Annotated in this window: 21 protein-coding genes; 6 read left to right on the forward strand and 15 right to left on the reverse strand. The window is 69.5% G+C overall.

Annotation, left to right across the window (positions count from 1 at the left end; all coding sequences use genetic code 11):
* Positions 1-58 precede the first annotated feature (58 nt).
* Positions 59-1,366 (reverse strand): hypothetical protein, encoded by a 1,308-nt coding sequence (locus tag ABD858_RS07290; protein WP_345035328.1) that lies wholly within the window; start codon positions 1,364-1,366, stop codon positions 59-61.
* Between the two features lie 302 nt (positions 1,367-1,668).
* On the opposite strand from ABD858_RS07290, the gene ABD858_RS07295 reads away from it, so the two are divergent.
* The 3 genes from ABD858_RS07295 to dapA all read left to right on the forward strand — a co-directional run bounded on the left by ABD858_RS07295 (position 1,669) and on the right by dapA (position 4,831).
* Positions 1,669-3,525 carry an endonuclease/exonuclease/phosphatase family protein gene (locus ABD858_RS07295; protein WP_345035329.1) on the forward strand — a complete coding sequence of 619 codons (1,857 nt, stop codon included), beginning with the start codon at positions 1,669-1,671 and terminating at the stop codon, positions 3,523-3,525.
* Between the two features lie 182 nt (positions 3,526-3,707).
* Positions 3,708-3,851, forward strand: a complete 144-nt coding sequence (locus ABD858_RS07300; protein ID WP_345035331.1) for a hypothetical protein — start codon at positions 3,708-3,710, stop codon at positions 3,849-3,851.
* Between the two features lie 77 nt (positions 3,852-3,928).
* On the forward strand, positions 3,929-4,831 hold the full coding sequence (gene dapA / locus ABD858_RS07305) for a 4-hydroxy-tetrahydrodipicolinate synthase (protein ID WP_345035332.1): 903 nt from the start codon (positions 3,929-3,931) through the stop codon (positions 4,829-4,831).
* Here the strand turns inward: dapA and dapD are convergent.
* The 3 genes from dapD to ABD858_RS07320 all read right to left on the reverse strand — a co-directional run bounded on the left by dapD (position 4,828) and on the right by ABD858_RS07320 (position 6,778).
* Positions 4,828-5,817 carry a 2,3,4,5-tetrahydropyridine-2,6-dicarboxylate N-succinyltransferase gene (gene dapD, locus ABD858_RS07310; protein ID WP_345035333.1) on the reverse strand — a complete coding sequence of 330 codons (990 nt, stop codon included), beginning with the start codon at positions 5,815-5,817 and terminating at the stop codon, positions 4,828-4,830. The genes dapA and dapD overlap by 4 nt on opposite strands.
* 74 nt (positions 5,818-5,891) lie before the next feature.
* On the reverse strand, positions 5,892-6,215 hold the full coding sequence (locus tag ABD858_RS07315) for a DMT family transporter (RefSeq protein ID WP_345035335.1): 324 nt from the start codon (positions 6,213-6,215) through the stop codon (positions 5,892-5,894).
* Positions 6,216-6,241: 26 nt separating this feature from the next.
* Complete coding sequence (locus ABD858_RS07320; protein WP_345035336.1) at positions 6,242-6,778, reverse strand: TetR/AcrR family transcriptional regulator; 537 nt, start codon at positions 6,776-6,778, stop codon at positions 6,242-6,244.
* A 31-nt stretch (positions 6,779-6,809) separates the two neighbouring features.
* Here ABD858_RS07320 and ABD858_RS07325 point away from each other — a divergent pair, with 31 nt between their 5' ends.
* Positions 6,810-7,922 carry a DUF7847 domain-containing protein gene (locus ABD858_RS07325; RefSeq protein ID WP_345035338.1) on the forward strand — a complete coding sequence of 371 codons (1,113 nt, stop codon included), beginning with the start codon at positions 6,810-6,812 and terminating at the stop codon, positions 7,920-7,922.
* 240 nt (positions 7,923-8,162) lie between these two features.
* Here ABD858_RS07325 and ltrA read toward each other — a convergent pair whose 3' ends face one another.
* The 11 genes from ltrA to ABD858_RS07380 form a co-directional block, all read right to left on the reverse strand.
* The gene (ltrA, locus tag ABD858_RS07330; RefSeq protein WP_345035340.1) at positions 8,163-9,455 is read right to left on the reverse strand and encodes a group II intron reverse transcriptase/maturase; all 1,293 of its coding nucleotides are present in this window, start codon (positions 9,453-9,455) and stop codon (positions 8,163-8,165) included.
* 608 nt (positions 9,456-10,063) lie between these two features.
* A complete protein-coding gene (locus ABD858_RS07335) occupies positions 10,064-10,405 on the reverse strand; it encodes a metal-sulfur cluster assembly factor (protein WP_345035341.1) in 342 nt (113 codons plus the stop codon).
* On the reverse strand, positions 10,402-10,866 hold the full coding sequence (gene sufU / locus ABD858_RS07340; RefSeq protein ID WP_345035342.1) for a Fe-S cluster assembly sulfur transfer protein SufU: 465 nt from the start codon (positions 10,864-10,866) through the stop codon (positions 10,402-10,404). The genes ABD858_RS07335 and sufU overlap by 4 nt, the downstream gene beginning before the upstream one ends.
* Before the next feature lie 15 nt (positions 10,867-10,881).
* On the reverse strand, positions 10,882-12,138 hold the full coding sequence (locus ABD858_RS07345; protein ID WP_345035343.1) for a cysteine desulfurase: 1,257 nt from the start codon (positions 12,136-12,138) through the stop codon (positions 10,882-10,884).
* The gene (gene sufC, locus ABD858_RS07350) at positions 12,135-12,899 is read right to left on the reverse strand and encodes a Fe-S cluster assembly ATPase SufC (protein WP_345035345.1); all 765 of its coding nucleotides are present in this window, start codon (positions 12,897-12,899) and stop codon (positions 12,135-12,137) included. The genes ABD858_RS07345 and sufC overlap by 4 nt, the downstream gene beginning before the upstream one ends.
* A gap of 7 nt (positions 12,900-12,906) precedes the next feature.
* Positions 12,907-13,224, reverse strand: coding sequence for a non-heme iron oxygenase ferredoxin subunit (locus ABD858_RS07355; protein ID WP_345035346.1), 318 nt, complete (start codon positions 13,222-13,224; stop codon positions 12,907-12,909).
* Complete coding sequence (sufD, locus tag ABD858_RS07360; RefSeq protein ID WP_345035347.1) at positions 13,221-14,399, reverse strand: Fe-S cluster assembly protein SufD; 1,179 nt, start codon at positions 14,397-14,399, stop codon at positions 13,221-13,223. The genes ABD858_RS07355 and sufD overlap by 4 nt, the downstream gene beginning before the upstream one ends.
* A gap of 160 nt (positions 14,400-14,559) precedes the next feature.
* On the reverse strand, positions 14,560-15,975 hold the full coding sequence (gene sufB / locus ABD858_RS07365) for a Fe-S cluster assembly protein SufB (RefSeq protein WP_345035349.1): 1,416 nt from the start codon (positions 15,973-15,975) through the stop codon (positions 14,560-14,562).
* On the reverse strand, positions 15,972-16,700 hold the full coding sequence (locus ABD858_RS07370; protein ID WP_345035350.1) for a helix-turn-helix transcriptional regulator: 729 nt from the start codon (positions 16,698-16,700) through the stop codon (positions 15,972-15,974). The genes sufB and ABD858_RS07370 overlap by 4 nt, the downstream gene beginning before the upstream one ends.
* 148 nt (positions 16,701-16,848) lie before the next feature.
* The gene (locus ABD858_RS36750; protein ID WP_425586310.1) at positions 16,849-16,998 is read right to left on the reverse strand and encodes a hypothetical protein; all 150 of its coding nucleotides are present in this window, start codon (positions 16,996-16,998) and stop codon (positions 16,849-16,851) included.
* A 321-nt stretch (positions 16,999-17,319) separates the two neighbouring features.
* Complete coding sequence (locus tag ABD858_RS07380) at positions 17,320-20,922, reverse strand: S8 family serine peptidase (RefSeq protein ID WP_345035351.1); 3,603 nt, start codon at positions 20,920-20,922, stop codon at positions 17,320-17,322.
* Between the two features lie 695 nt (positions 20,923-21,617).
* On the opposite strand from ABD858_RS07380, the gene ABD858_RS07385 reads away from it, so the two are divergent.
* Together ABD858_RS07385 and ABD858_RS07390 are read left to right on the forward strand one after the other, a co-directional pair.
* A complete protein-coding gene (locus ABD858_RS07385; RefSeq protein ID WP_345035352.1) occupies positions 21,618-22,595 on the forward strand; it encodes an ABC transporter ATP-binding protein in 978 nt (325 codons plus the stop codon).
* Between the two features lie 109 nt (positions 22,596-22,704).
* Complete coding sequence (locus tag ABD858_RS07390; RefSeq protein WP_345035353.1) at positions 22,705-23,472, forward strand: ABC transporter permease; 768 nt, start codon at positions 22,705-22,707, stop codon at positions 23,470-23,472.
* The last annotated feature ends 119 nt before the right edge of the window (positions 23,473-23,591 follow it).

Below are 23,591 nucleotides of genomic sequence, written 5' to 3' on the forward strand. Positions count from 1 at the left end.
CACCGCGGCATGCGGGAGAACGCAGAGTCGCGGCAGGCGTCCACACCCTGTCGCAGAGTCATACGCGTGAGCGGGCCTTGAAAGCAGCCCTGCGGGCGTCCTTGGCCGTCTCCCGGTGCGGGTGGATCCGGCCCATCGCCTCCAGGACGTCCGCCGTGGCGGGGTGGTCGACACGCCATGCCGTGGCGAGGAAGCCGTTGTGCCGGCCGGTGAGACCTTCCACCAGGCCCTGCAGCTCGGCCAGGTCGCCCTGCGCGGCGAGCTGGGCCGCGATGGTGTCGATGGCCAGCCAGAACACCATCGGCTCGGGCGGCGGGGGTACGTCCGTCGCGCCTCGTTCGGCGAGCCAGACCCGGGCCAGGCCGCCGAGTTCGGAATCGTCGAGCACCGCGCGTACCGCGGGCTCGGCGGCGGTGCCGACGGCGCTGAGGGTCTGATGGCAGTGGAGCCGGCGCAGCGGAGCGAGGGGGTCGGCGCCCCGTGCGGCGGCCAGCAAATCGGCGGCGGCCTCCCCCGGTTCACGCCCGGCGAGCCATTGCACGGTCTCGGCGCGGGCCGCATGGTCGGGGTAGTGGGCGATGCCGTCGAGCAGCGCGTCGGCGCCCTTGCCGACGAGGTCGCCGACCGCGGGGGCGCCGAAGCCGGCCTCCAGGAGGCGGGCGCGCACTCCGTACAGCCCGAGCGGGGTGAGCCGGACCATGCCGTACCGGGAGACCTCTTCCTCGGCCGACGCCGCCGTGTCCTCGTCCTCCTCGGCCATCAGCGCGTCGTCCACGGGGTGGTAGGCGACGAGTCCGGTCGGCTCCAGCAGCCTGAACTGCGCGTCGAGCCGCATCATCGCGTCCGACACCTGCTGCAGGATGTCGTCGGTGGGCCGACCCATGCCGTCGGGGACGATCACGGACGCGGCGAGAGCGGGCAGCGGCACCGGGCCGTCGCCCGCCGCGCCTTCGGTCACGGTCAGCAGATACAGCTTGCCGAGTACGTGCTCCAGGAACTCGGCCTCTTCCCGAGGGCCGATCCCGGCGAACACCGTTTCCAGGGCATCGCGCCAGATGCCGAGGACGTCGCGCGGGGAGCCCCGGGTGAGCAGGGCGAGGTTCTCGCCGGTGGAGGCCACGGATCCGTCACCGGTCTCGACGAGGCCCGTGCCGACGGCGGCACGCCAGGCCGCGCCTGCCAGGTCGCCGAGACCCGACTCCGCGACCTCTGCCGGGAGTTCGCCGTCGCCGGCTTGGACACCCGGTCCGGCCCAGCGGGCCAGCCGCACGGCCCCGGCGAGGAGCGGGGCGCCGAGCGCATGCCGCGCGAGCTCCGCGTCGGACTGCAGTCGCACCGGCGGCAGGGTGGGACGGTCTCCTGGCATCGACTCGCTCTCCTCGGAAGGTATGGCTCAACCGCCCCAGCCTAGACGCAATTTGCGAGGTTTCTCCGGCAGATCACTCCGTACGAGCGGGCGTCGCGGGCGCCCTCCTCGGGGTCCGGCCCGCGATTGCGGCGACGGAGGGACGCCGCGCCGCGGGTTCATCGGTCCCATCGCGTCCGGTTCATGCGGATGCCGGTCGCCGTACACCCCGTATCCCTTGACAACTTCCCCGCCCGCACAAGAGATTGACGCGCGTAGAACCGTTCCGTCACTCCGTCCTCGTCCCCTTCCGGAGTCACCGCATGCCAGCTGTCTCGTCCTCCTCCCTGCCCGGCAAGACCAGGAGCACCGCGGTCGCCACCCTCGTGGCCACCGCGCTGGCCGCCGGTCTGCTCGCCGGGGCGTCCGGCGCCTCCGCCGCCGAGCTGCGTATCCACGACATCCAGGGCAGTACCCGGATATCCCCGCTCGTGGGTCAGCGGGTCACCGATGTCTCCGGCATCGTCACGGGTGTACGCACCTACGGCTCGTCCAGGGGCTTCTGGATCCAGGCCCCGGACTCCGAGACCGACGCCGACCCGGCCACCAGCGAGGGCGTGTTCGTCTTCACGAGCAGCACCCCGACCGTGGCCGTCGGCGACGCGGTCAAGGTCTCCGGTACGGTCACCGAGTTCGTCCCCGGCGGTACGAGCTCCGGCAACCAGTCGCTCACCGAGATTTCCCGGCCCACCGTGACGGTGGTGTCCTCCGGCAACGCCCTCCCCGCACCGGCCGTCCTCGACGCCGGGTCGGTGCCCTCCGCGTACGCCCCGGACGGTGACCCGGCGGTGGGCGGTTCCATCAACGGGCTCGCTCTGCGGCCCGAGGAGTACGCCCTGGACCGCTACGAGTCCCTGGAGGGCATGAATGTCCGCGTCGACGACGCGCGCGTGGTCGGCGCCACCGACCCCTTCTCGGAGCTGTGGGTCACGGTGAAGCCGCGCGAGCACGCCAACCGGCGCGGCGGCACGGTCTACGGGTCGTACGACTCCCAGAACACGGGCCGGATCCAGATCCAGCAGCTGACGCCGATCTCCCAGCAGCCCTTCCCCCGGGCGAACGTCGGTGACCTGCTGTCCGGGACGACGGAAGGCCCGCTGGACTTCAACCAGTTCGGCGGCTACACGCTCACCGCCCGCACCGTCGGCACGGTCGTCGACGGCGGGCTCGAGCGCGAGGTGGCGCGCGGAAAGCACCGCGGCGAGCTCGCGATCGCCACGTACAACGTGGAGAACCTCGACCCGACGGACCCGCAGACGAAGTTCGACGCGCTGGCGGCCGCCGTCGTGGAGAACCTCTCCTCGCCCGACATCGTCGCCCTGGAGGAGATCCAGGACAACAACGGCGCGAAGAACGACGGCACGGTCGCGGCCGGCGAGACGCTGCGCAGGTTCACGGCGGCGATCGCCGCGGCCGGCGGACCGGCCTACGAGTGGCGGTCCATCGACCCGCAGAACAACAAGGACGGCGGCGAGCCCGGCGGCAACATCCGCCAGGTGTTCCTCTTCAACCCCGAGCGGGTGTCCTTCACCGACCGGGCCGGCGGCAACGCCACGACCGCGACCGGAGTCACCGGCGAGCAGGGCCGGGCGGCCCTCACCTTCTCGCCCGGCCGGGTCGACCCGGCGAACGCGGCCTGGGAGAACAGCCGCAAGCCGCTGGCCGGCGAGTTCGTCTTCCGCGGCCGGACGGTCTTCGTCATCGCCAACCACTTCGGCTCGAAGGGCGGCGACGAGGGCCTGACCTCGCACCACCAGCCGCCGGTGCGGTCGTCGGAGACCAAGCGGGTGCGGCAGGCGCGTTCGGTGAACACCTTCGTGAAGAGCATCCTCGACACCCAGGCGGACGCGAAGGTCGTGGTGCTCGGCGACATCAACGACTTCGAGTTCTCGGCGACGACGGAGGCCCTCACCGAGGGCGGCGTGCTCTACCCGGCGGTGAAGTCCCTGCCGCCGAAGGAGCGTTACTCGTACGTCTTCCAGGGCAACAGCCAGGTGCTCGACCAGATCCTGACCAGCCCGTCGATCGAGGACTTCTCCTACGACAGCGTGCACATCAACGCGGAGTTCGCGGACCAGAACAGCGACCACGACCCGCAACTGCTGCGCTTCCGCCCGTAGTACGGTCCGGCGGGCGGCGGTGGAGCACGCCTCACGCCCCGGGGGAATATCCCCGGGCGAAGGCGTGACGTGCGACGCCGCCGCCCGTCATCCGGGGAAAGTTCTGCTTCCGGAGGCCCCTCGCTGCTCCCGTCACGGATCTCCGCGACGAATGTCCGGTACGGCTCGGGCAGGATGATCCCGTGCTCGGCCTCGTAGGCGCGCACCCTCTCCCGGCCCAGCGGCGGTTCGAGAGAATCCGGCTGGAAGGCCGCACGCAGGGCGTCAAGGGCTTCCGGGCGGGCACGTTCGGTGTCCATGCGCACATGGGTACCACCGGCCGCTGACAGTTCAGCGATGCTGACCCTCACCCCCTAGAAACTCTAAGTGGACCTTCACACTTGACCGGCCCGAGACTGCGTGGATGACCACATCGCGCCCCCGCCCCTTCGGCCGCGCCCTCTGCGCGCCGATCACGCCGTTCACCGACTCCGGTGAACTGGACCTGGAGGGCGCCCAGAAGCTCGCCCACCATCTGGTGACCGAGGGCGGCTGCGACGGCCTGGTGCTGAACGGCACCACCGGCGAGTCGCCCACCACCTCCGACGCCGAGAAGGCCGCGCTCGTACGGGCCGTGGTGGAGGCCGTCGGTGACCGGGCCTCGATCGTCGCGGGCGTCGGCACCGCGAACACCATGCACACCGTGGAGCTGGCCCGGGCCGCCGAGGCCGCGGGGGCGGACGGACTTCTGGTCGTCACGCCGTACTACAGCCGCCCCCCGCAGGAGGCCGTCGAGGCGCACTTCCGCACGGTCGCCGACTCGGTCGGCGTACCGCTGATGCTCTACGACATCCCGGGCCGTACCGGCACCCGCATCGAGACCGGCACGATGCTGCGGCTGGCGGAGCACCCGGGCATCGTCGCCGTCAAGGACTGCTCGTACGACCTGCTCGGCAGCAGCAAGGTGATCGCCCGCACGGATCTCGCGTACTACTCGGGATGCGAGGAGCTGAATCTGCCGCTGTACGCGGTGGGCGGCGCCGGGTACGTCAGTACGGTCGCCAATGTGGTCCCGGCCCGGCTGCGCGCGGTCCTGGACGCGTACGACGCGGGCCGGAACGACGAGGCCGCCCGCCTGAACACCCTGACCCTGCCGATCGTCGAGCTGATGATGGCGTCCGGCCTTCCGGGCACGGTCACCGCCAAGGCGCTGCTGAACGCGCTGGGCCTGCCGGCCGGTCCGGTCCGTGAACCGCTGCAGCCCGCCGGTCACAAGGTGACCGGCGGGCTGCTCGCCGCGTACGAGGAGCTGCTCGGCGTCGCTTAGTTGTGGCTGTGCAGGATCTCGTTGAGGCCGCCCCACACCGCGTTGTTGGGGCGGGCCTCGACGGCGCCGGTGGTGGAGTTGCGGCGGAAGAGGATGTTGTCGCCGCCGGACAGCTCCAGCGCCTTCACGATCTGCCCGTCCGGCATGGTGACCCGGGTGCCGGCCGTGAGGTAGAGACCGGCCTCGACGATGCACTCGTCGCCGAGCGCGATGCCGATACCGGACTCGGCGCCCAGCAGGCAGCGCTCGCCGATCGAGATGATCTGCTTGCCGCCGCCGGAGAGCGTGCCCATGGTGGACGCGCCGCCGCCGATGTCGGAGCCGTCGCCGACGACGACACCGGCGGAGATCCGGCCCTCGATCATGGAGGTGCCCAGGGTGCCGGCGTTGAAGTTGACGAAGCCCTCGTGCATGACGGTGGTACCGGCGGCGAGGTGCGCGCCGAGCCGGACCCGGTCGGCGTCGGCGATCCGCACGCCGGCCGGTACGACGTAATCCGTCATCCGCGGGAACTTGTCGACCGAGGTGACCTGGAGGTGCAGGCCCTCGGCGCGGGCGTTGAGCCGCACCTTCTCGATGTCGTCGACGGCGACCGGGCCGAGCGAGGTCCAGGCGACATTGGCGAGCAGGCCGAAGACACCGTCCAGGTTCTGGCCGTGCGGCTTGACCAGGCGATGGCTGAGCAGGTGCAGGCGCAGGTACGCGTCGTGCGCGTCCAGCGGCTTGTCGTCGAGCGAACCGATGACCGTACGGACGGCGACAACCTCGACGCCCCGGCGCGGGTCCGGGCCGATGGCCTTGGCGGCGCCCTCGCCGAGCAGTTCCACGGCACGCTCGGCGGACAGGCGCTCGGTGCCGGCCGGGCCGGGCTCGGCGGAGAGTTCGGGCGCGGGGAACCAGGTGTCCAGGATGGTGCCGTCGGCGGTGAGGGTGGCGAGTCCGGCGGCGACGGCGCCGGTGGTGCGGGTGGAAGTCGTGTCGGTCATGGTTGAACGCTAACCGGCGGTGTGCCGATCGGGCGAACCGGTCTCGGTTCGCGAGCGTGGTCGCACCACCGGCGTCAGTGGGTCGCGCCGCCGAGGTTGAGTACGACCACGCCGGCGATGACCAGGGCGAGGCCGGCCGCCTTGACGACGGTCATGGACTCCCCCATGAACACCACGCCGATGGTGGCGACGACCGCGGTGCCGACGCCCGACCAGATCGCGTACGCGGTGCCGATCGACATCGACTTCAGGGTGAGCGCGAGCAGATAGAAGGAGAGGCCGTAGCCGAGGAGGGTGAGCAGCGAGGGCCACAGCTTGGTGAAGCCCTCGGTGTACTTCAGCGCCGAGGTTGCGGTGATCTCGGAGGCTATGGCGCCGGCCAGCAGAACGTAAGGCATGTGTACGAGCGTACACATCACGTGCTTCAGGGAAGGAGCCGAGTCAGCATCTCCCTCGCGTACTCGGCGTCGTACGAGCCTCCCGTGAGCAGCGCCTGCAGACAGATGCCGTCCATCAGCGCGACCAGGGCGCGCGTGGTGACCGGATCGGTGCGCCGGAGGAGGAACTCCGCCACCCCGTCGGTCCACTCCGCGGCCACGGGCCGCAGTGCGGGCCGTCGCAGCGCCGCGAGATACAGCTCGTACTCCAGCTCCAGCCGGACGCGGTCCCCGGCGAACCACTCCCCCATCAGCCGGGCCAGTTCGGCGGCCAGGTCGGTTTCGGGATCGTCGAGAACGCCGCTGTCGCGGATCTGTGCCAGGAAGCCCTCGTTGGCCTGGCGCAGCGCGGCGACCATCAGGTCGTCGAGGGTCTTGAAGTGGTACGTCGTCGAGCCGAGCGGCACATCCGCCTCGGCCGCGACCGTGCGATGGCTGAGCCCCGTGATCCCGGCGCGCCCCACCACCCGGATGGCGGCGTCGATAATGCGCTGACGGCGTTCGGGGTCGTAGCGGCGGACCATGCGCCCGAACGTACACGGGACACCGGATACCGTGTCCCGCATCATCCACGGGGACGGGGAAACGGAGATGCCGGTGGCGCAGGACATGGGGTGGGGCGGCGGCAGGGCCGGATGGCCGCCGGGACCGGGCGGATGGGTGCCTCAGCCGCCCAAGCCGGGGGTGATTCCCCTGCGGCCGCTGAACGTGGGCGACATCCTGGGCGGGGCCTTCTCGGCCGCCGGGCGTTACTTCAAGCCGCTGTTCGGTGTCGCGGCGATCGCCTTCGGTTCGGCGCTGCTGCTCACGATCGCCGCTGTCGCGGTCGCGTACAGCGCTGTCGAGGACAGCCTCGGCGACTCCTTCCGGAGCATCGACCACGGGCATGCCTCCTCGCAGGACGTCATCGCCCTGCTGGTCGCCTTCTTCGCGGTGCTGGCCGCCTTCCTGCTGGGGGTCCTGCTGGCCACGGCGCTGATCAGTGCCGCCGTGCCGGTCGTCGTGCAGCAGGCGGTGCTCGGCCGGCCCGCCCCGTTCGGCATGGTCTGGCGGCGGGCGTGGTCCCGGATGCCCACAGTGCTCGGAGTGGTCCTCCTGACCTCGCTGTGCGCCCTGGTGCCGATCGGACTGTTCACAGGAGGCTGGCTGGGCTTCGCTCTCAGCCGCCCGGTGCGGGACGGCGTCGGTGCGCTGCCGCTGTTCGCACTGCTGGGGCTGCTGGCGACCTGGCCGCTGATGATCTGGCTGTATGTGCTCTTCAGCCTGGCCCCCGCGGCTGCGGTCCTCGAGGGCCAGGGCGCGATAGGTGCACTGCGCCGCTCGGCCCGGCTGGTCCGCGGCTCCTGGTGGCGGATCTTCGGCATCTGGCTGCTGGGGGCCGTCATCGCCGCGGTGATGGGCTACTTCATCCAGATACCGTTCACCCTCGCCGGGTTCTTCATCGGCATGCCGGGCCTGCTCGGCATGGGATCCGACCCCGGCACCGCGGAGATCCTCGCCTCCCTCTCCATCTATCTGGTGCTGTACCTGATCGGCCTACTGGTCGCCCAGATGGTGTCGACCGTCCTCCCGCAGCTGGTCAGCAGCCTGCTGTACGTGGACCGCCGTATCCGTACGGAACGTCTGGACGCCGCTCTGGCCGAGGCCGCCGCCCGGCCCTCCCGGTGATGCGGCCCCTGGGCGCGCGATCGGGAGCCGTCCCGCCGGTCAGTCGATGAGCGACTTCTTTCCCCTCGGGGTCGGCGAGGACCCCCACGACGCCTCGTCCCCCTGCCCGGCGTTCACCCGCTGGGCCCCGAGCGCTCGCCGCGTCCACGGCGAAAGCGGCGCACAATCGAGTAGGAGGGACGGGTCGCCCGTCCCTCCTCTCACACCACCGGACATGCGGGCCACGCATCCGGCGGTTCATCAAGCTGATCTCAACCGTTGCCAGGTCGGCTTGAGCATGCGCAGGCCGAGGTCGTCCCAGTGAGAGTTGGGCATCGCCCGCTGAAGGACAGCCGATCCCGCGATCCGCCAGTAACCCTTGCCGCTGCCCGCCCATTCGCGGGCCTTCCACTCGGCGATGCCGAGCTCGCGGAGGTTCCTGAACCGGGCCTTGGGGAGCTTCCATTCCTTCCAGCGGATCTGCCGCATCCTGCGGCGGAACCACTCGTCCAGCTCCCTGAACACCTTCGGGGTGTCCGCTAGCTGGAAGTAGCCCATCCATCCGGTGGTGAAGCGGTTGATCTTCGCGATGCGTTCATCCATCGCGATGCTCCACCGGCGCGAGGTCAACTCCCGCAGCCGGTCCTTCAGGCGCTTGACCGCCTTCGGATCGACCCGGATCCTGACCCCGGCCCGGGTGAAGTAGAAGCCGAACCCCAGCAGCACCGCCGAGCGGGCGTGGCCCACCTTCGACTTCTCCCGGTTGACCATCAGTTTCAGCCGCTGCTCGACCACGGCCGTGACCGAGGCGAGCACCCTTCTGGCGGCTCGTTCGCTCCGCACGAAGACGCGCACGTCGTCGGCGTAGCGCACGAACCGGTGACCGCGCCTGAACAGTTCCCGGTCCAGGTCGTCGAGCATGATGTTCGACAGCACCGGCGACAGCGGGGACCCCTGCGGGGTCCCCTCTTCGCTCGGCATCTTGATGCCGTCCACCATGATCCCGGCTTCCAAATACCTGCGGACCAGTCTCAAGACCCTGCGGTCAGCGACCTTGCGCGCGACCCGCGCCATCAGGACGTCATGCTGGACCCGGTCGAAGAACCGGTCCAGATCAAGGTCCACGACCCACCGGTAGCCGTCCTCGATCGCCCGCCGCGCGACCCGGACCGCCTGATGGGCGGACCGGCCGGGACGGAATCCGAAGGACGACCCCGAGAACTGCGGGTCGAAGATGGGCACGAGTACTTGCGCGATGGCCTGCTGGATCAAGCGGTCCAGCACCCGCGGCACCCCCAGCATCCGCTCGCCGCCACCAGGCTTCGGGATGATCACCTGACGGACCGGCGCCGGCCGGTAGATGCCCGCGTCGAGTTCGGCCCTCACTTCAGGCCAGTGCACTGCGATCCACGGCCGCAACTCAGCCGTAGTCATGCCATCCACTCCGGGTGCACCCCGGTTCACTTCGACGCGGTTGAGCGCCGCGAGCAGGTTCTCCCTGGAGAGCATCCGCTCCCACAGCGAGGACTCCCGCTCCCGGTGAACGTCCTCCATGGAGTGCGCCGACCGGCCACTACGCTCCGCCGGGACACTTCCGGAATGCACCGGTCCCTCCCCGGTCGGCACCGCCGAAGCGGACTTGCCGCGGTCCATGTGACCAGCACGAGCAACCACCACATCACCCGTTCCACTCGATGTTCGGCCCTTCCCAGCCCATCACCAGGCGACGGCCATCCCGGCTGGTACTACGGCCTCTGCTGACTTCTGCCCGGTCAGAGTCGGCCTCCCGGCCCACTCCGTCGGCGCGGCGACACCTCAGCACAACCGACACCCGAACAGATCTCCCCAGGTAAGAACGATCACTGTCCCTGGATCTCCGCCGCGTTTACGCACTGGCCTTCTTGGCAGTGACGGGCTTCGCCTTGCCATGCAGGCTCACCCGACCAGCACGCCTCATACACGGTTCGTGTTCCTCGGTACCCAGGTCTCGCCTCGGGCTTCCTCCAGACCCCACCTCACGGTGACGCCCTTGCCTCCGGCTCGGGGTTAGCACCACCTCTTCCCCCAGGGGACTTTCACCCCCAAGCAATCGCCCATGCTGGGCGCACACAGCGAAGCTCCCGGCCGAACGGCCGGGAGCTTCACCCTGTGGAGCCAGTTGCTCAGACGTTGAAGCCGAGCGCGCGCAGCTGCTCACGGCCATCGTCGGTGATCTTGTCCGGACCCCACGGCGGCATCCAGACCCAGTTGATCCGCAGCTCGTTGACGATGCCGTCGGTCGCCGCCTTGGCCTGGTCCTCGATGACATCGGTCAGCGGGCAGGCCGCGGACGTCAGCGTCATGTCGATGGTGGCGATATTGGAGTCGTCGATGTGGACGCCGTAGATCAGGCCCAGGTTGACGACGTCGATGCCCAGCTCGGGGTCGACGACGTCGTACAGCGCCTCGCGGACTTCCTCTTCCGTCGCCGGCTTGGTCACCGCGGTCTCGGTGTTGTCGGTCATGCCGTCTTCCTCTCGGCGCCGTCACCCAGAGCCTGGGCCGTCGCGTCCTTCCACGCCATCCAGCTCAGGAGAGCGCACTTCACCCGGGCGGGGTACTTGGAGACACCGGCGAACGCCACGGCGTCCTCCAGCACCTCCTCCATCGCGTCGTCGGGCTCGATCTTGCCCTTGGACTGCATCAGCTCCAGGAAGAGTTCCTGGATCTTCTGCGCATCGGCGATCTCCTTGCCGACCAGCAGCTCGTTCAGCACCGAGGCGCTGGCCTGGCTGATGGAGCAGCCCTGGCCCTCGTAACTGATGTCCTCGATCGTGCTGTCGGCGAGCTTCACGCGGAGCGTGATCTCGTCACCGCACGTCGGGTTGACGTGGTGCACCTCGGCGTCGCCGTCCCTCAAGCCCCGGCCATGCGGGTGCTTGTAGTGGTCCAGGATGACGTCCTGGTACATCGAATCCAGCTTCACGGGTCAGTCCTGTCCTCAGCCGAAGAAGTCGCGGACGTGCTCCAGGCCCGCGACCAGGGCATCGACCTCGTCCGGGGTGGAGTACAGGTAGAACGACGCCCGTGTGGTCGCAGGAATTCCGTACCGCAGGCAGACCGGCCGCGCGCAGTGGTGGCCGACCCGCACCGCGATGCCCTGCTCGTCGAGGACCTGGCCCACGTCGTGCGGGTGGATGTCGCCGAGCGTGAAGGAGATCGCGGCGCCCCGGTCCTCGGCCGTGGTCGGGCCGATGATCTTCAGGTCCGGGACCTCCAGCAGCCGCTTCACCGCGTACTCGGTGAGCACGTGCTCATGCTGCTGGATCTTGTCCATGCCGATCGAGGTCAGGTAGTCCACGGCCGCGCCGAGGCCGACGGCCTGGGCGATCGGGGGGGTACCCGCCTCGAACTTGTGCGGAGCCGGAGCGTACGTCGACGAGTGCATCGAGACGGTCTCGATCATCTCGCCGCCGCCCAGGAACGGAGGCAGGTCCTCCAGCAGCTCCTGGCGGCCCCACAGCACGCCGATACCGGTCGGGGCCAGCATCTTGTGGCCGGTGAAGGCCACGAAGTCGGCGCCGAGCGCCTGCACGTCCAGCGCCATGTGCGGGGCGGCCTGCGAGGCGTCGATCACGACGATCGCGCCGACCTCCTGGGCCCGGCGGACGATCTGCTCGACCGGGTTGATCGTGCCCAGGATGTTGGAGACCAGCACGAACGAGACGACCTTGGTCTTCTCGGTGATGATCTCGTCGATGTTGGACAGGTCGAGCCGGCCGTCGTCGGTCAGACCGAACCACTTCAGCTTCGCGCCGGTGCGCTGCGAGAGCAGCTGCCACGGAACGATGTTGGAGTGGTGCTCCATCTCCGTGATGACGATCTCGGTGTCGCGGTCCACCCGGTAGGGCTCATCGGCCCAGCCGAGCATGTTCGCGACGAGGTTGAGCGACTCGGAGGCGTTCTTGGTGAAGATCACCTCGTCGCGGCTGGGCGCGTTGACGAACGCGGCGACCTTGTCGCGCGCGCCCTCGTACAGCGCCGTGGCCTCCTCGGCGAGCACGTGCACACCGCGGTGGACGTTGGCGTTGTAGCGCTCGTAGTAGTCGCTGAGCGCGTCCAGTACCTGGCGCGGCTTCTGCGAAGTCGCCGCGTTGTCCAGGTAAACGATCTTCTTCCCGTCGTGGACCAGACGATCCAGGATGGGGAAGTCCTTGCGGATCGCCTCGGTGTCGAGAAGGCCAGGCAGTGTCGTCACGCGGTTGCGCCACCCTTCACATACGCCTCGTAGCCCTCTTCCTCCAGCTTGTCGGCGAGCTCGGCACCGCCGGACTCGGCGATCCGGCCGTTCGCGAAGACGTGCACGAAGTCGGGCTTGATGTAGCGCAGAATGCGCGTGTAGTGCGTGATCAGCAGGGTGCCGACCTCGCCGGTCTCGCGGACGCGGTTGACGCCCTCGGAGACGATGCGAAGCGCGTCGACGTCGAGGCCGGAGTCGGTCTCGTCGAGGATCGCGATCTTCGGCTTGAGCAGCTCGAGCTGAAGGATCTCGTGGCGCTTCTTCTCACCGCCGGAGAAGCCCTCGTTGACATTGCGCTCGGCGAAGGCGGGGTCCATCTGGAGACGCTCCATGGCCTCCTTGACCTCCTTCACCCAGGTGCGCAGCTTCGGGGCCTCGCCCCGGATGGCGGCGGCGGAGGTGCGCAGGAAGTTGGAGACCGAGACACCCGGGACCTCGACCGGGTACTGCATGGCCAGGAAGACACCGGCACGGGCGCGCTCGTCGACGGACATCTCGAGGACGTTCTCGCCGTCGAGATGCACGGAGCCGCTGGTGATCGTGTACTTCGGGTGACCCGCGAGCGAGTACGCCAGGGTCGACTTGCCGGAGCCGTTGGGGCCCATGATGGCGTGGGTCTCGCCCTGCTTCACGGTCAGGTCGACGCCCTTGAGGATCTCCCGGGGGCCGTTCTCGGCCTCGACGGAGACGTGCAGGTCGCAGATTTCAAGCGTTGCCATGGGTGACTCAGGACTCCTGGGTGACGGAGACGAGCACATCGTCCCCTTCGATCTTGACGGGGTATACGGGGACGGGGCGCGTCGCGGGAAGGCCGGACGGCTTGCCGGTACGGAGGTCGAAGCTGGAGCCGTGCAACCAGCACTCGATCTGGCAGTCCTCCACCTCGCCCTCGGAGAGGGAGACGTTCGCGTGCGAGCAGATGTCGTAAATCGCGAACACCTCGCCCTCGGTGCGGACGACGGAGACCGGCGTGCCGTCGAGTTCCACCCGCTTGGGGGTGTCCTCCTCCAGCTCGCTCAGGGCGCAGACACGGACGAAGCTCATGCGACCGACGCCTCCAGCTCTTCCTCGATCCTGGCGATGAGGCGCTCCTGGACGTCGGCGACGCCGATCTGCTGGACCAGCTCGGCGAAGAAGCCGCGCACGACCAGTCGGCGGGCCTCCTTCTCCGGGATGCCGCGGGCCATCAGGTAGAAGAGCTGCTCGTCGTCGAAGCGGCCGGTGGCCGAGGCGTGGCCGGCGCCGACGATCTCACCCGTCTCGATCTCCAGGTTCGGCACGGAGTCGACCCGGGCGCCGTCCGTCAGGACCAGGTTGCGGTTGAGCTCGTAGGTGTCCGTGCCCTCGGCCGCGGCCTCGATGAGGACGTCACCGATCCACACGGCGTGCGCGTCATGGCCCTGCAGTGCGCCCTTGTAGGCGACGTTGGAGCGGCAGTGCGGGGTGTTGTGGGTGACCAGCAGGCGGTGCTCCTGGTGCTGGCCGGCGTCGGTGAAGTACAGACCGAACAGCTCGGCCTCGCCGCCGGTGCCCGCGTACTCCACGCGAGGGTGAAGGCGGACCACGTCACCGCCGAAGGTGACCACGATCGACTTGAAGGAGGCGTCCCGGCCGACCAGCGCGTTGTGCTGGGCCACATGGACGGACTTCTCGTCCCAGTCCTGGACGGAGACGACGGTGAGCTTGGCGCCGTCGCCGAGGACGTAGTCGACATTGGCGGCGAGCACCGCGTCACCGGTGTGGTCGATGACCACGACGGCCTCGGCGAAAGCGCCGAGCTCGATCAGCTGGTGGCCGAAGGCGGTGCCGCCCTCGCCGTGCACGGAGATCCGGACCGGCTCGGTGAGCACGGCCTCCTTGGCGACGGTCACGACCGACGCCTTCTCGAAGGAGGAGTACGCCTGGGCGGCGATACGGTCCACCGGCATGCCGGCCTTGCCGAGCCGCGCGTCGTCGCGGCCGACCGTCTCCACGGTCACGCCCTCGGGGGCCTGCACCTCGACGCGCACACCCTCGCCGTCGGCGACGGCGGTGCCGTCGTGCAGCCCGCGCAGCCGCGCCAGCGGCGTGAACCGCCACTCCTCCTCGCGGCCGTGCGGCACCGGGAAGTCGGCCACGTCGAAGGACGGGGGCGCGCTCATACGGGTGGCGACGGTGGACTCGGCGGCCACCGCGATGGAGCCGGAGGTGGTGGCACCCGCCGGGATGTTCTGGGCCATGACTTTCGTCTTGCTCGCTTTCTGCCTCGTCGTGCTCACCCGCCGCCGGCGGTCGCCTGAACCTTCGCCCTACGGCGCTGTCCGGTCCCGGCCCGCTCTGCGGCGTGCTCGCGGGGCTCAGCGAATGAGCCCGGGTCGTTGGTCTGGTCTGCGGGGCGCTCTAGCCCACAGCGCCTTCCATCTGCAGCTCGATCAGCCGGTTGAGCTCCAGGGCGTATTCCATGGGCAGCTCCTTGGCGATCGGCTCGACGAAGCCGCGCACGATCATGGCCATCGCCTCGAACTCCGACATACCGCGCTGCATCAGATAGAAGAGCTGGTCGTCGGAGACCTTGGAGACGGTCGCCTCATGGCCCATGGTCACGTCGTCCTCGCGGACGTCGACGTACGGGTAGGTGTCGGAACGCGAGACGGTGTCGACCAGCAGGGCGTCACAGAGCACGTTCGACTTGGATCCGGCAGCGCCCTCGCCGATCTCGATCAGACCGCGGTACGAGGTACGGCCGCCGCCACGGGCCACCGACTTGGAGACGATGTTCGAGGAAGTGTTCGGGGCCATGTGGACCATCTTGGCGCCGGCGTCCTGGTGCTGGCCCTCGCCCGCGAAGGCGATGGACAGGGTCTCGCCCTTGGCGTGCTCGCCCATCAGATAGACGGCCGGGTACTTCATCGTCACCTTGGAGCCGATGTTGCCGTCGACCCATTCCATGGTCGCGCCCTCGTACGCCACGGCGCGCTTGGTGACCAGGTTGTAGACGTTGTTCGACCAGTTCTGGATGGTCGTGTAACGGCAGCGGGCGTTCTTCTTGACGATGATCTCGACGACCGCGGAGTGGAGCGAGTCGCTCTTGTAGATCGGGGCGGTGCAGCCCTCGACGTAGTGCACGTAGGCACCCTCGTCGACGATGATCAGCGTCCGCTCGAACTGGCCCATGTTCTCCGTGTTGATACGGAAGTAGGCCTGGAGCGGAATCTCCACGTGCACGCCCGGCGGGACGTAGATGAAGGAGCCACCGGACCACACGGCGGTGTTCAGCGAGGCGAACTTGTTGTCACCGGCCGGGATGACCGTGGCGAAGTACTCCTGGAAGAGCTCCGGGTGCTCCTTCAGCGCGGTGTCCGTGTCCAGGAAGATGACGCCCTGCTCCTCCAGGTCCTCGCGGATCTGGTGGTAGACGACCTCGGACTCGTACTGCGCGGCGACACCGGCGACCAGGCGCTGCTTCTCCGCCTCCGGGATGCCCAGCTTGTCGTACGTGTTCTTGATGTCCTCCGGCAGGTCCTCCCAGGACTCGGCCTGCTTCTCGGTGGACCGCACGAAGTACTTGATGTTGTCGAAGTCGATGCCCGAGAGGTCGGAGCCCCAGGTCGGCATGGGCTTCTTGTCGAAGAGCTTCAGACCCTTCAGGCGAAGCTTCAGCATCCACTCCGGCTCGGACTTCTTCCCGGAGATGTCCCGCACGACTTCTTCGGAGAGGCCGCGCTTGGCCGCGGCACCGGCCGCGTCGGAGTCGGCCCAGCCGTACTCGTACCGACCCAGGCCCTCGAGCTCAGGGTGGGTGATCTCGGTGGTCATGCGGGGTTCCTCCCGGCCGTACTTGCTGATGCTGTATGGGTGGTCTGGGTTCCGCTGCCTCGCGGAATGAACGTCGTACACACTCCGTCGCCGTGGGCGATGGTGGCCAGACGCTGGACATGGGTCCCGAGCAGACGGGCGAAGATCTCCGTCTCCGCCTCGCACAGCTGCGGGAACTGCTCGGCGACATGGGCGACCGGGCAGTGGTGCTGGCACAGCTGCTCGCCGACCGGTGCGCTACGCGCCGTAGCAGCGTACCCGTCGGCACTCAAGGCCTTCGCCAGAGCTTCGGCCCGCCCTTCCGGGTCCGCCGCCTCGACCACCTCGCGGTATGCCTCGGCCTGCGCCTCGATCCGCTCACGCGCGAACTCGGCGACCGCCGCCTCGCCGCCGGCGTTCCGCGCGATCCAGCGCAGCGCCTCGGCGGCGAGCTTGTCGTACGACTGATCGAAGGCGTCCCGGCCGCAGTCCGTCAGCGCGAACGCCTTGGCGGGCCTGCCGCGCCCGCGGGAGCCGTACACGCGCTGTTCGCGCGGCTCGACGACGTTCTCCTGCACCAGCGAGTCGAGGTGCCTCCGGACGGCCGCCTGGGTGAGGCCGAGGCGCTGCGCCAGCTCGGCGACGGTCGAGGGCCCGTGGTCCAGGATGGACCGCGCGACCCGGTTGCGTGTGGACCGCTCCCCGGTCGCGAGTTCCTCCTGAGGGGCCTCGCCGACGTTTTTCACAACGTCATTGTTGCGTAATTCTTCGACCCCTGACAAGCGACGTCCGATCGACCCTGCGGTGCCGTGCGTCACTTAGGCATACCTAATGCGACCTGCGGAAACGATCATTCGTGGAGTCAATTCCAGGAGGTCGGAGCGGGTGCTGGGGTCACGTATCCCGGTCGGCCACGGGAGTCACCGTACGTCCCTTTTGCTCCACTGTGCGGGTGAACGCGTTCGCGTCACGGACGGCCGCCCCGCCCTGGTCGTTGTTGAAGAACGCGAAGACGTCGGACCGGTCCGGCCAGGTGTCGGCGATACGCCCGGCCCAGACGGCGAGGGCCCTGCGCCCGTGGCGCGGTCACGGCCCGGCCCAACACGTGGAACCGCACACAGCCCCAGTCGGTCGTCCGCCACAGCGGCGTCACCGGGAGTCCCGGTCCGCCCAGCAGAGCGGCGCCGCTCATGAGTCGCTGGACGGGTTTCGTCCAAATCGCGCAGGCGTTTGATACGGGTGAGATACCGGCTCATCCGATTCCCCGGACAGCGAGGTGGCGGTAAGGGACGAAGCCCGTACCGCCACCCCTTGAGGCGTTCTGTCGGCCCTCGGGTACCGCCCGGCGGCATCCGAGGGCGCTTATCAGCTGCTCAGGTCCGGGCGGTGCGAGATGCGGACCTTGTTGACCAGGGTCTTGCCCGTGACGGCGACCAGGCGCAGGTTCAGCTGGCCGTCGGTGACCGTCACCGTGAAGGTGCGGTCGTGGGCCGCGAGGGCGCCGGCCTCCAGGGCGAGGTCGAGGTTGGAGACGTGCTCCGTGCCCTCGGCCAGGATGTCGAACACCCGCTTGGCCGGGGCCTTCTCGGTGAGCTCGGCGAAGCCGAGTTCGACCTGGTAGACGCCGTCGGGCAGGTTGTCGAAGCGGTACTCGTACGCGCCCTGGCGGGCGGTCGAGTAGAGCTCCTGCTCATCGGTTCCGGTGATGGCCTTGTTGGTCCTCACCTCGTTGCCGGTGCCGAGGTAGCCGTACGATCCGGCGGCGTACGCCTGGTCGGGGCCCCAGGTGTCACCGAGCGCGTCGACCTGCCGGCCGGCCGTGCCCGCGTCGAGCGCCGCCTGATAGGCGGGTACGACGACCTTCAGCGGGATCTCGATGACCGGCTTGCGAGCGGACTCGGAGTTCACCAGCAGAGTGCCGGTGAGGACCGAACCGGGCGTGGCGCCGGTGGTGTCGAAGGTGAGGGTCAGCTGCCGGCCCGCCCCGCTGTCGAGGGTGCCGCTCGTCACGGAGGGCTTCACCCAGGCCGCCCCGTCCTTCTCCGCCACCTGGTAGGTCACCGCGGAACCGGCGTTGGAGAGGGCGAGGGGGCGGGTGCGGGTCTGCCCGGCGGGCAGGACCAGTGTGTAGGCCTTGGTGCCGGCCGTGACCACACCGGTCTCGAGGTCCGCGTCGGCGACCTCGATGCCGCCCGCCTTCAGCGAGCGGGTGACGCCGGCCGCGGAGTAGTGGGCGGCGGTGAAGGACACCGCGTAGTCCGCCGTGTCGGTGCCCGCCGGGACGGACACCAGGTACTGGCCGTCGACGGCCGTGGGGGCGCTGCCCGCGGCCGTACCGTCCTTGGTGACGGTGACGGTGACGCCTTCGACGGCCTTGCCGTCGTTGGCGTCGGTGACCGTGCCGCTGACCACACCGGTCTTGGTGGTGCGGAAGGCGAGGACCATGCCGTCGGTGACGACCTTCTGGTTGTAGGAGTACAGGAAGGCCTCGGTGCCGGTCTCGTCCTCCACACCGATGGTGGCGCCCTCGCCGCCCTCGTACCTCCCGTCACCGATGTCCTTGTAGTGGTACGACACCGAGCCGTCCTCGGAGATCACGACGGCGAAGGTGACGCGGTTGGCACTGGCGCCGGCGATCTGGACGTTGCGCCACTCGACCACGATCTGGCGGTGCGGCGCGGTGCCCCGGGCCGACCAGTAGATACCGGCCTCCGCATCCACGGTCAGGTTGTCCCAGAACGGGTAGAGCGAGCCGTTCGGGGCGAATATGCTGGGCAGGCTGCTGTTGAGGTTGCTGGTGCTGGTCGTGCCGAAGTTGAGCGAGCCCTCGGTGGTGGCGGTCGCCGCCCGGTAGACCTTGCCGTACAGCGGCACCGGGAAGGGGAAGTCGATCCCGGCCTGCCCGTTGGTGGTGCTTTGCAGGGAGAGCTTGGTCTCACCGGTCGGGAAGTCGCCGCCCGAGGAGAGCCGGCAGGCGTGGCCGAACGCGTCGGTGCGGGTGGGCAGCTGGATGTCCTGCGTCTTGTCGGCGGTCAGCTCCACGCTCACGCTGGTGGCCGAGGCGCACATGCCGGTGGGGGTGACGGCCACGTTGTAGGTGCCGAGCGGGAGCGTCATCTCGTAGCTGCCGTCGGCGGCCGCGGTGGCCGTGACCGGAGTGGCCTGGACGACCAGGGACGCGCCGCCTTCGGCGACGTCGCTGGACACTTTGCCCTTGAGGACGGCCGACGGGGCGGCGTCGACGGTGAAGTCCCGGGTGGTGGTCCGGCCCTCGGTGACGGTGAGATCACCGGTGACGGCGAGGTAACCGAACTTGGTGACGGTGACCTTGTAGTCGCCGACCATCAGCTTCGGCCAGGCGAACGAGCCGTCGGCGCCGGTGATCCCGGTCCTCTTCACCGGCCCGTCGAGGCTGACGGTGGCACCGGCCAGAGCGGCGCCGCCCGAGGCGACCTTGCCCTCCAGGGCGCCGAGTGCGCCGCGCGGCGTCGCGCTGACCGCCGCGAAGGCGTCGAGGCGGCCCTCACCGAAGATGTTGTTCTTGGCCGCCGTGCCGCCGCAGCTGGTGGCGTCGACGTCGATGGCGGTCAGGTTGAGCAGCCTCTCCGTCTCCGCGATGCCCCCGCGGATCGCGGGCGAGGCCGACCACATCAGCGCGACCGTGGCCGCGGTGTGCGGGGAGGCCATCGAGGTGCCGGACATGGGCAAGTAGCCGCCGCCGGCCACCGAGGAGCGCACATTGGCGCCGGGGGCCGCGATGTTCGGCTTGATCGCGCCGCCCTCGCCGGTACCGCGCGAGGAGAAGGGGGCAATCGCGTTGTTCGCGTCGAAGGCACCGCTGGCGTACGAGTTCACATACGCGCCCGGCGAGCCGGCGGTGTTGCAGCCGGGGCCGTTGTTGCCGTTGGAGAAGGCGGGGAAGATGCCCGCGTCCCGCCAGGACTGGACGGTGTCCTTGAACCAGGTGTCGATGGTGTTGGAGCCCCAGGAGCTGTTGACGACGTCCGGGGCGAGATCGGGCCGGGGGTTGGCACCGGACAGGTCGGTGGGGGCGATCACCCACTGGCCCGCGGAGAGCAGGAACTCGCGGCTGCAGGTGCTGGACTCGCAGCCCTTGGCCGCGATCCATTTGGCGCCCGGGGCGACACCGATCCGATTGGCGCCGCCGTCGTCACCGACCATGGTGCCCATGGTGTGGGTGCCGTGCCCGTTGTTGTCGCAGGGGGCGTCGCCCTCGCAGACGTTGGTCGGGTCGAAGAAGTTGTAGGCGTGGTCGTACGTTCCGTCCGGCTTCAGGCCGCGGTACTTGGACTTGATCGCCGGATGGTCGTACTGGACACCGGAGTCGATGTTGGCAACAACGATGTCCTCGCCCGTGACGCCCAGCTCGTTCCAGACCTTGGGGGCGTTGATCCGGTCGACGTTCCACTCGATGCCGTTGACCGTGGGCTCGGTGGCCGAGGCGATCGGATCGGGCATATCGACGGGGGTGTCGGCCTCCAGGGCCGCCACGTCGGAGCGCGTCGCGAGCTTCTCGGCGAGAGCCTGGGTACCGGTGATCTTGACCGTGTTGGAGATCCAGAACGACTGGTACTTCGCCCCGGCGTCCTTGGCCGCGGCGATGACCCCGGCCTGGGACTTCTTGGCGAACGAGGTCTCGGCGGCGCGGACCGCGCGCGCCTTGGCCGCCTTGGACTTCGCCTTCTTCGCCTCGCTCAGGTCGGCCGAGTCCTTCATCGTGACCCAGAAGGCGAGCTTGGCGCCGTCGGCCTTCTCCGCGAACCGGTCGAGCAGTTCGCCCTCGCTCTTGGCCTGGAAGGCGCTGAGCGCGGGCAGGTCGTCGGTCTGCGCCAGAGCCGGCTGGGCCCCGATCGCGAGAGGAAGCGCCATGACCGCGGCGGTCAGTGCGGCGAGCGCCGTTCTCCTTCTGTCCGAGCTGCTGGGGCCGGCGGTTCTGTGTCTAGCCACGCACTCTCCCTGGTTGAGGCTGGTTCGTACAGACGCTCAGTCCGCCCATTCCTGTCCCTGTGTGTGGGGGTGTGCGCGGGATATGCAGTTGTGCCCCGTGCGGTTGGGGGGGTGCAGTGGCTGCGGCGGGAACCGAGAGAAAGCATGCAGCCCCCTCCGCATCGTGACCAGTACGCGTCAGGGGGTCTTTTCGGTCAACCGTGCCCCACAGGGAACTCACGCCCACCGGGCACCTCAACCGCGCCCGGAACGCCTGACGAACCAGCGAGAACCAGCCATCTGCACGTCACCACTCGCAGTGGTGCCCGGCACGGTGAACGCCAGGTTCCGCAGCAGGTGGCGAACGTCGCCAAGGAGTCGGCGACACCGGACGACAGCCGCGCGACATCGGCCACACGACCGGTCCGCCAAGCCATCACGGTCCCGCCGCCGGACGGCCGCGTGCGCAACCGTCGCGTCCGTCAGCACGTCGGAAAGGACCACACCTCCAGGCCCCTCGCCGCCTGGCAGACACCCCGTCCAGAATGGCGAGATCCCAACCAGTGACAACACTTCTCCGACCCCTGTGTGCTGTCACCTTGGTCACTTTGCGGGCGTCGGCGACCGCAACGGGCCGCGCACGCCCGGCAGACCGCAGCGCACGGCCCCCGCCCCACCGCACCGGCCCTTTCGCGCTCTGCCTAGACTGAACGACCATGCACAGCGAGTCCCCCCGGCCGGCGCCCGGCGATCGTCCCCCTACGAGGCGCGGCGCGGTATCCCCGCTGATCTCGGTGCAGGGCCTCGTCAAGCAGTACGGAGACAAGACGGCGGTGGCCGGCCTCACCCTGGAGGCAGGGCCCGGGATCACCGCCGTTCTGGGTCCCAACGGCGCCGGCAAGACCACCACGATCGAGACCTGTGAGGGCTACCGGCGGCCGGACGGCGGGACCGTCCGTGTCCTCGGGCTCGACCCGGTCAGGCAGGCGGCGGCGCTGCGCCCGCGCATCGGCGTGATGCTCCAGTCCGGCGGTGTCTACCCGGGAGCGCGGGCGAGCGAGATGCTGCGCCATGTGGCGAAGCTGCACGCCCACCCGCTGGACGTCGACGCCCTCATCGAGCGGCTCGGACTCGGCAGCTGCGGACGCACCGCCTACCGGCGGCTGTCCGGAGGGCAGCAGCAGCGGCTGGCACTGGCCATGGCCGTCGTCGGACGTCCCGAGCTGGTCTTCCTGGACGAGCCGACCGCGGGCCTCGACCCGCAGGCACGCCGGGCCACCTGGGACCTCGTACGCGAGCTGCGCACCGACGGTGTCTCGGTCATCCTCACCACGCACTTCATGGACGAGGCCGAGCAGCTCGCCGACGACGTCGCGATCATCGACGCGGGCCGGGTCGTCGCCCAGGGCAGCCCCGAGGAACTGTGCCGCGGCGGCGCCGAAAACACACTGCGGTTCACCGGCCGGCCAGGGCTCGACATAGGTTCGCTGCTCAAGGCGCTGCCGGACGGCTCCGCGGCGGTGGAGCTGACCCCCGGCGCGTACCGGATCACCGGCACGGTCGGCCCCCAGCTGCTGGCCACCGTCACGACCTGGTGCGCGCAGCACGGCGTCATGCCGGACCGCATCTCGGTCGAACGGCACACGCTGGAGGACGTTTTTCTGGAGCTGACGGGCAAGGAGCTGCGGTCGTGAAGCACGGTCACACCGGATCTGCCGTGGGTCCGGCCCGCGGCGAAGCCGCTGTCGGGCGCAGTGCCCCCGGGAAAGCACAGCTGGAGCTGACGGGCAAGGAGCTGCGCTCATGAGCACCGGTACGTACGCCCCGAAGCCCGGGGCCGCCCCGCTGGCGCGGATGATCGGCGCACAGGCGGCACTGGAGACGCGGATGCTGCTGCGCAACGGCGAGCAGCTGCTGCTGACCGTGATCATTCCGTCGCTGCTGCTGGTGCTCTTCTCGACGGTCGACATCGTCGACACAGGAGACGGCAAGGCCGTCGACTTCCTCGCGCCGGGCGTGCTCGCGCTCGCCGTGATGTCCACCGCCTTCACCGGGCAGGCCATCGCGACCGGCTTCGAGCGCCGATACGGAGTACTGAAGCGGCTCGGCGCCTCGCCGCTCCCCCGCTGGGCGCTGATGACGGCGAAGACCCTGTCGGTGCTGGTCACCGAAGTACTGCAGATCGTACTGCTCACGGTGATCGCGTTCGCGCTCGGCTGGTCGCCGCAGGGAAACCCTGTCGCCGTCCTCCTCCTGCTCGTCCTCGGCACCGCGGCCTTCTCCGGGCTCGGCCTGCTGATGGCCGGCACGCTGAAGGCGGAGGTCACGCTGGCGGCCGCGAACCTGGTCTTCCTGCTGCTGCTGGTGGGCGGCGGAGTGATCGTCCCCTTGGACAAGTTCCCCGACGCAGTCGCCTCCGTGCTCGGCCTGCTGCCCATTTCCGCACTGTCGGACGGGCTGCGGGAGGTGCTGCAGCACGGGGCGTCGGTGCCGTGGGGCGATCTCGGGATCCTCGCCGGCTGGGCTGTTCTCGGCCTCGGCGCGGCGGCGAAGTTCTTCCGCTGGGAGTGACTGCTCCACCGCCGGAAGGCAGGGGCTTCCTGGTTCACGCTGCTCGGTCCGAGTGCACCACGGATCCCGAGGAGCGGCGGAACCGCGCGGCCGCGCGGCACGCATCCACCGGACGCCGT

It is taken from the genome of Streptomyces sannanensis, from assembly GCF_039536205.1.
GTDB lineage: Bacteria > Actinomycetota > Actinomycetes > Streptomycetales > Streptomycetaceae > Streptomyces > Streptomyces sannanensis.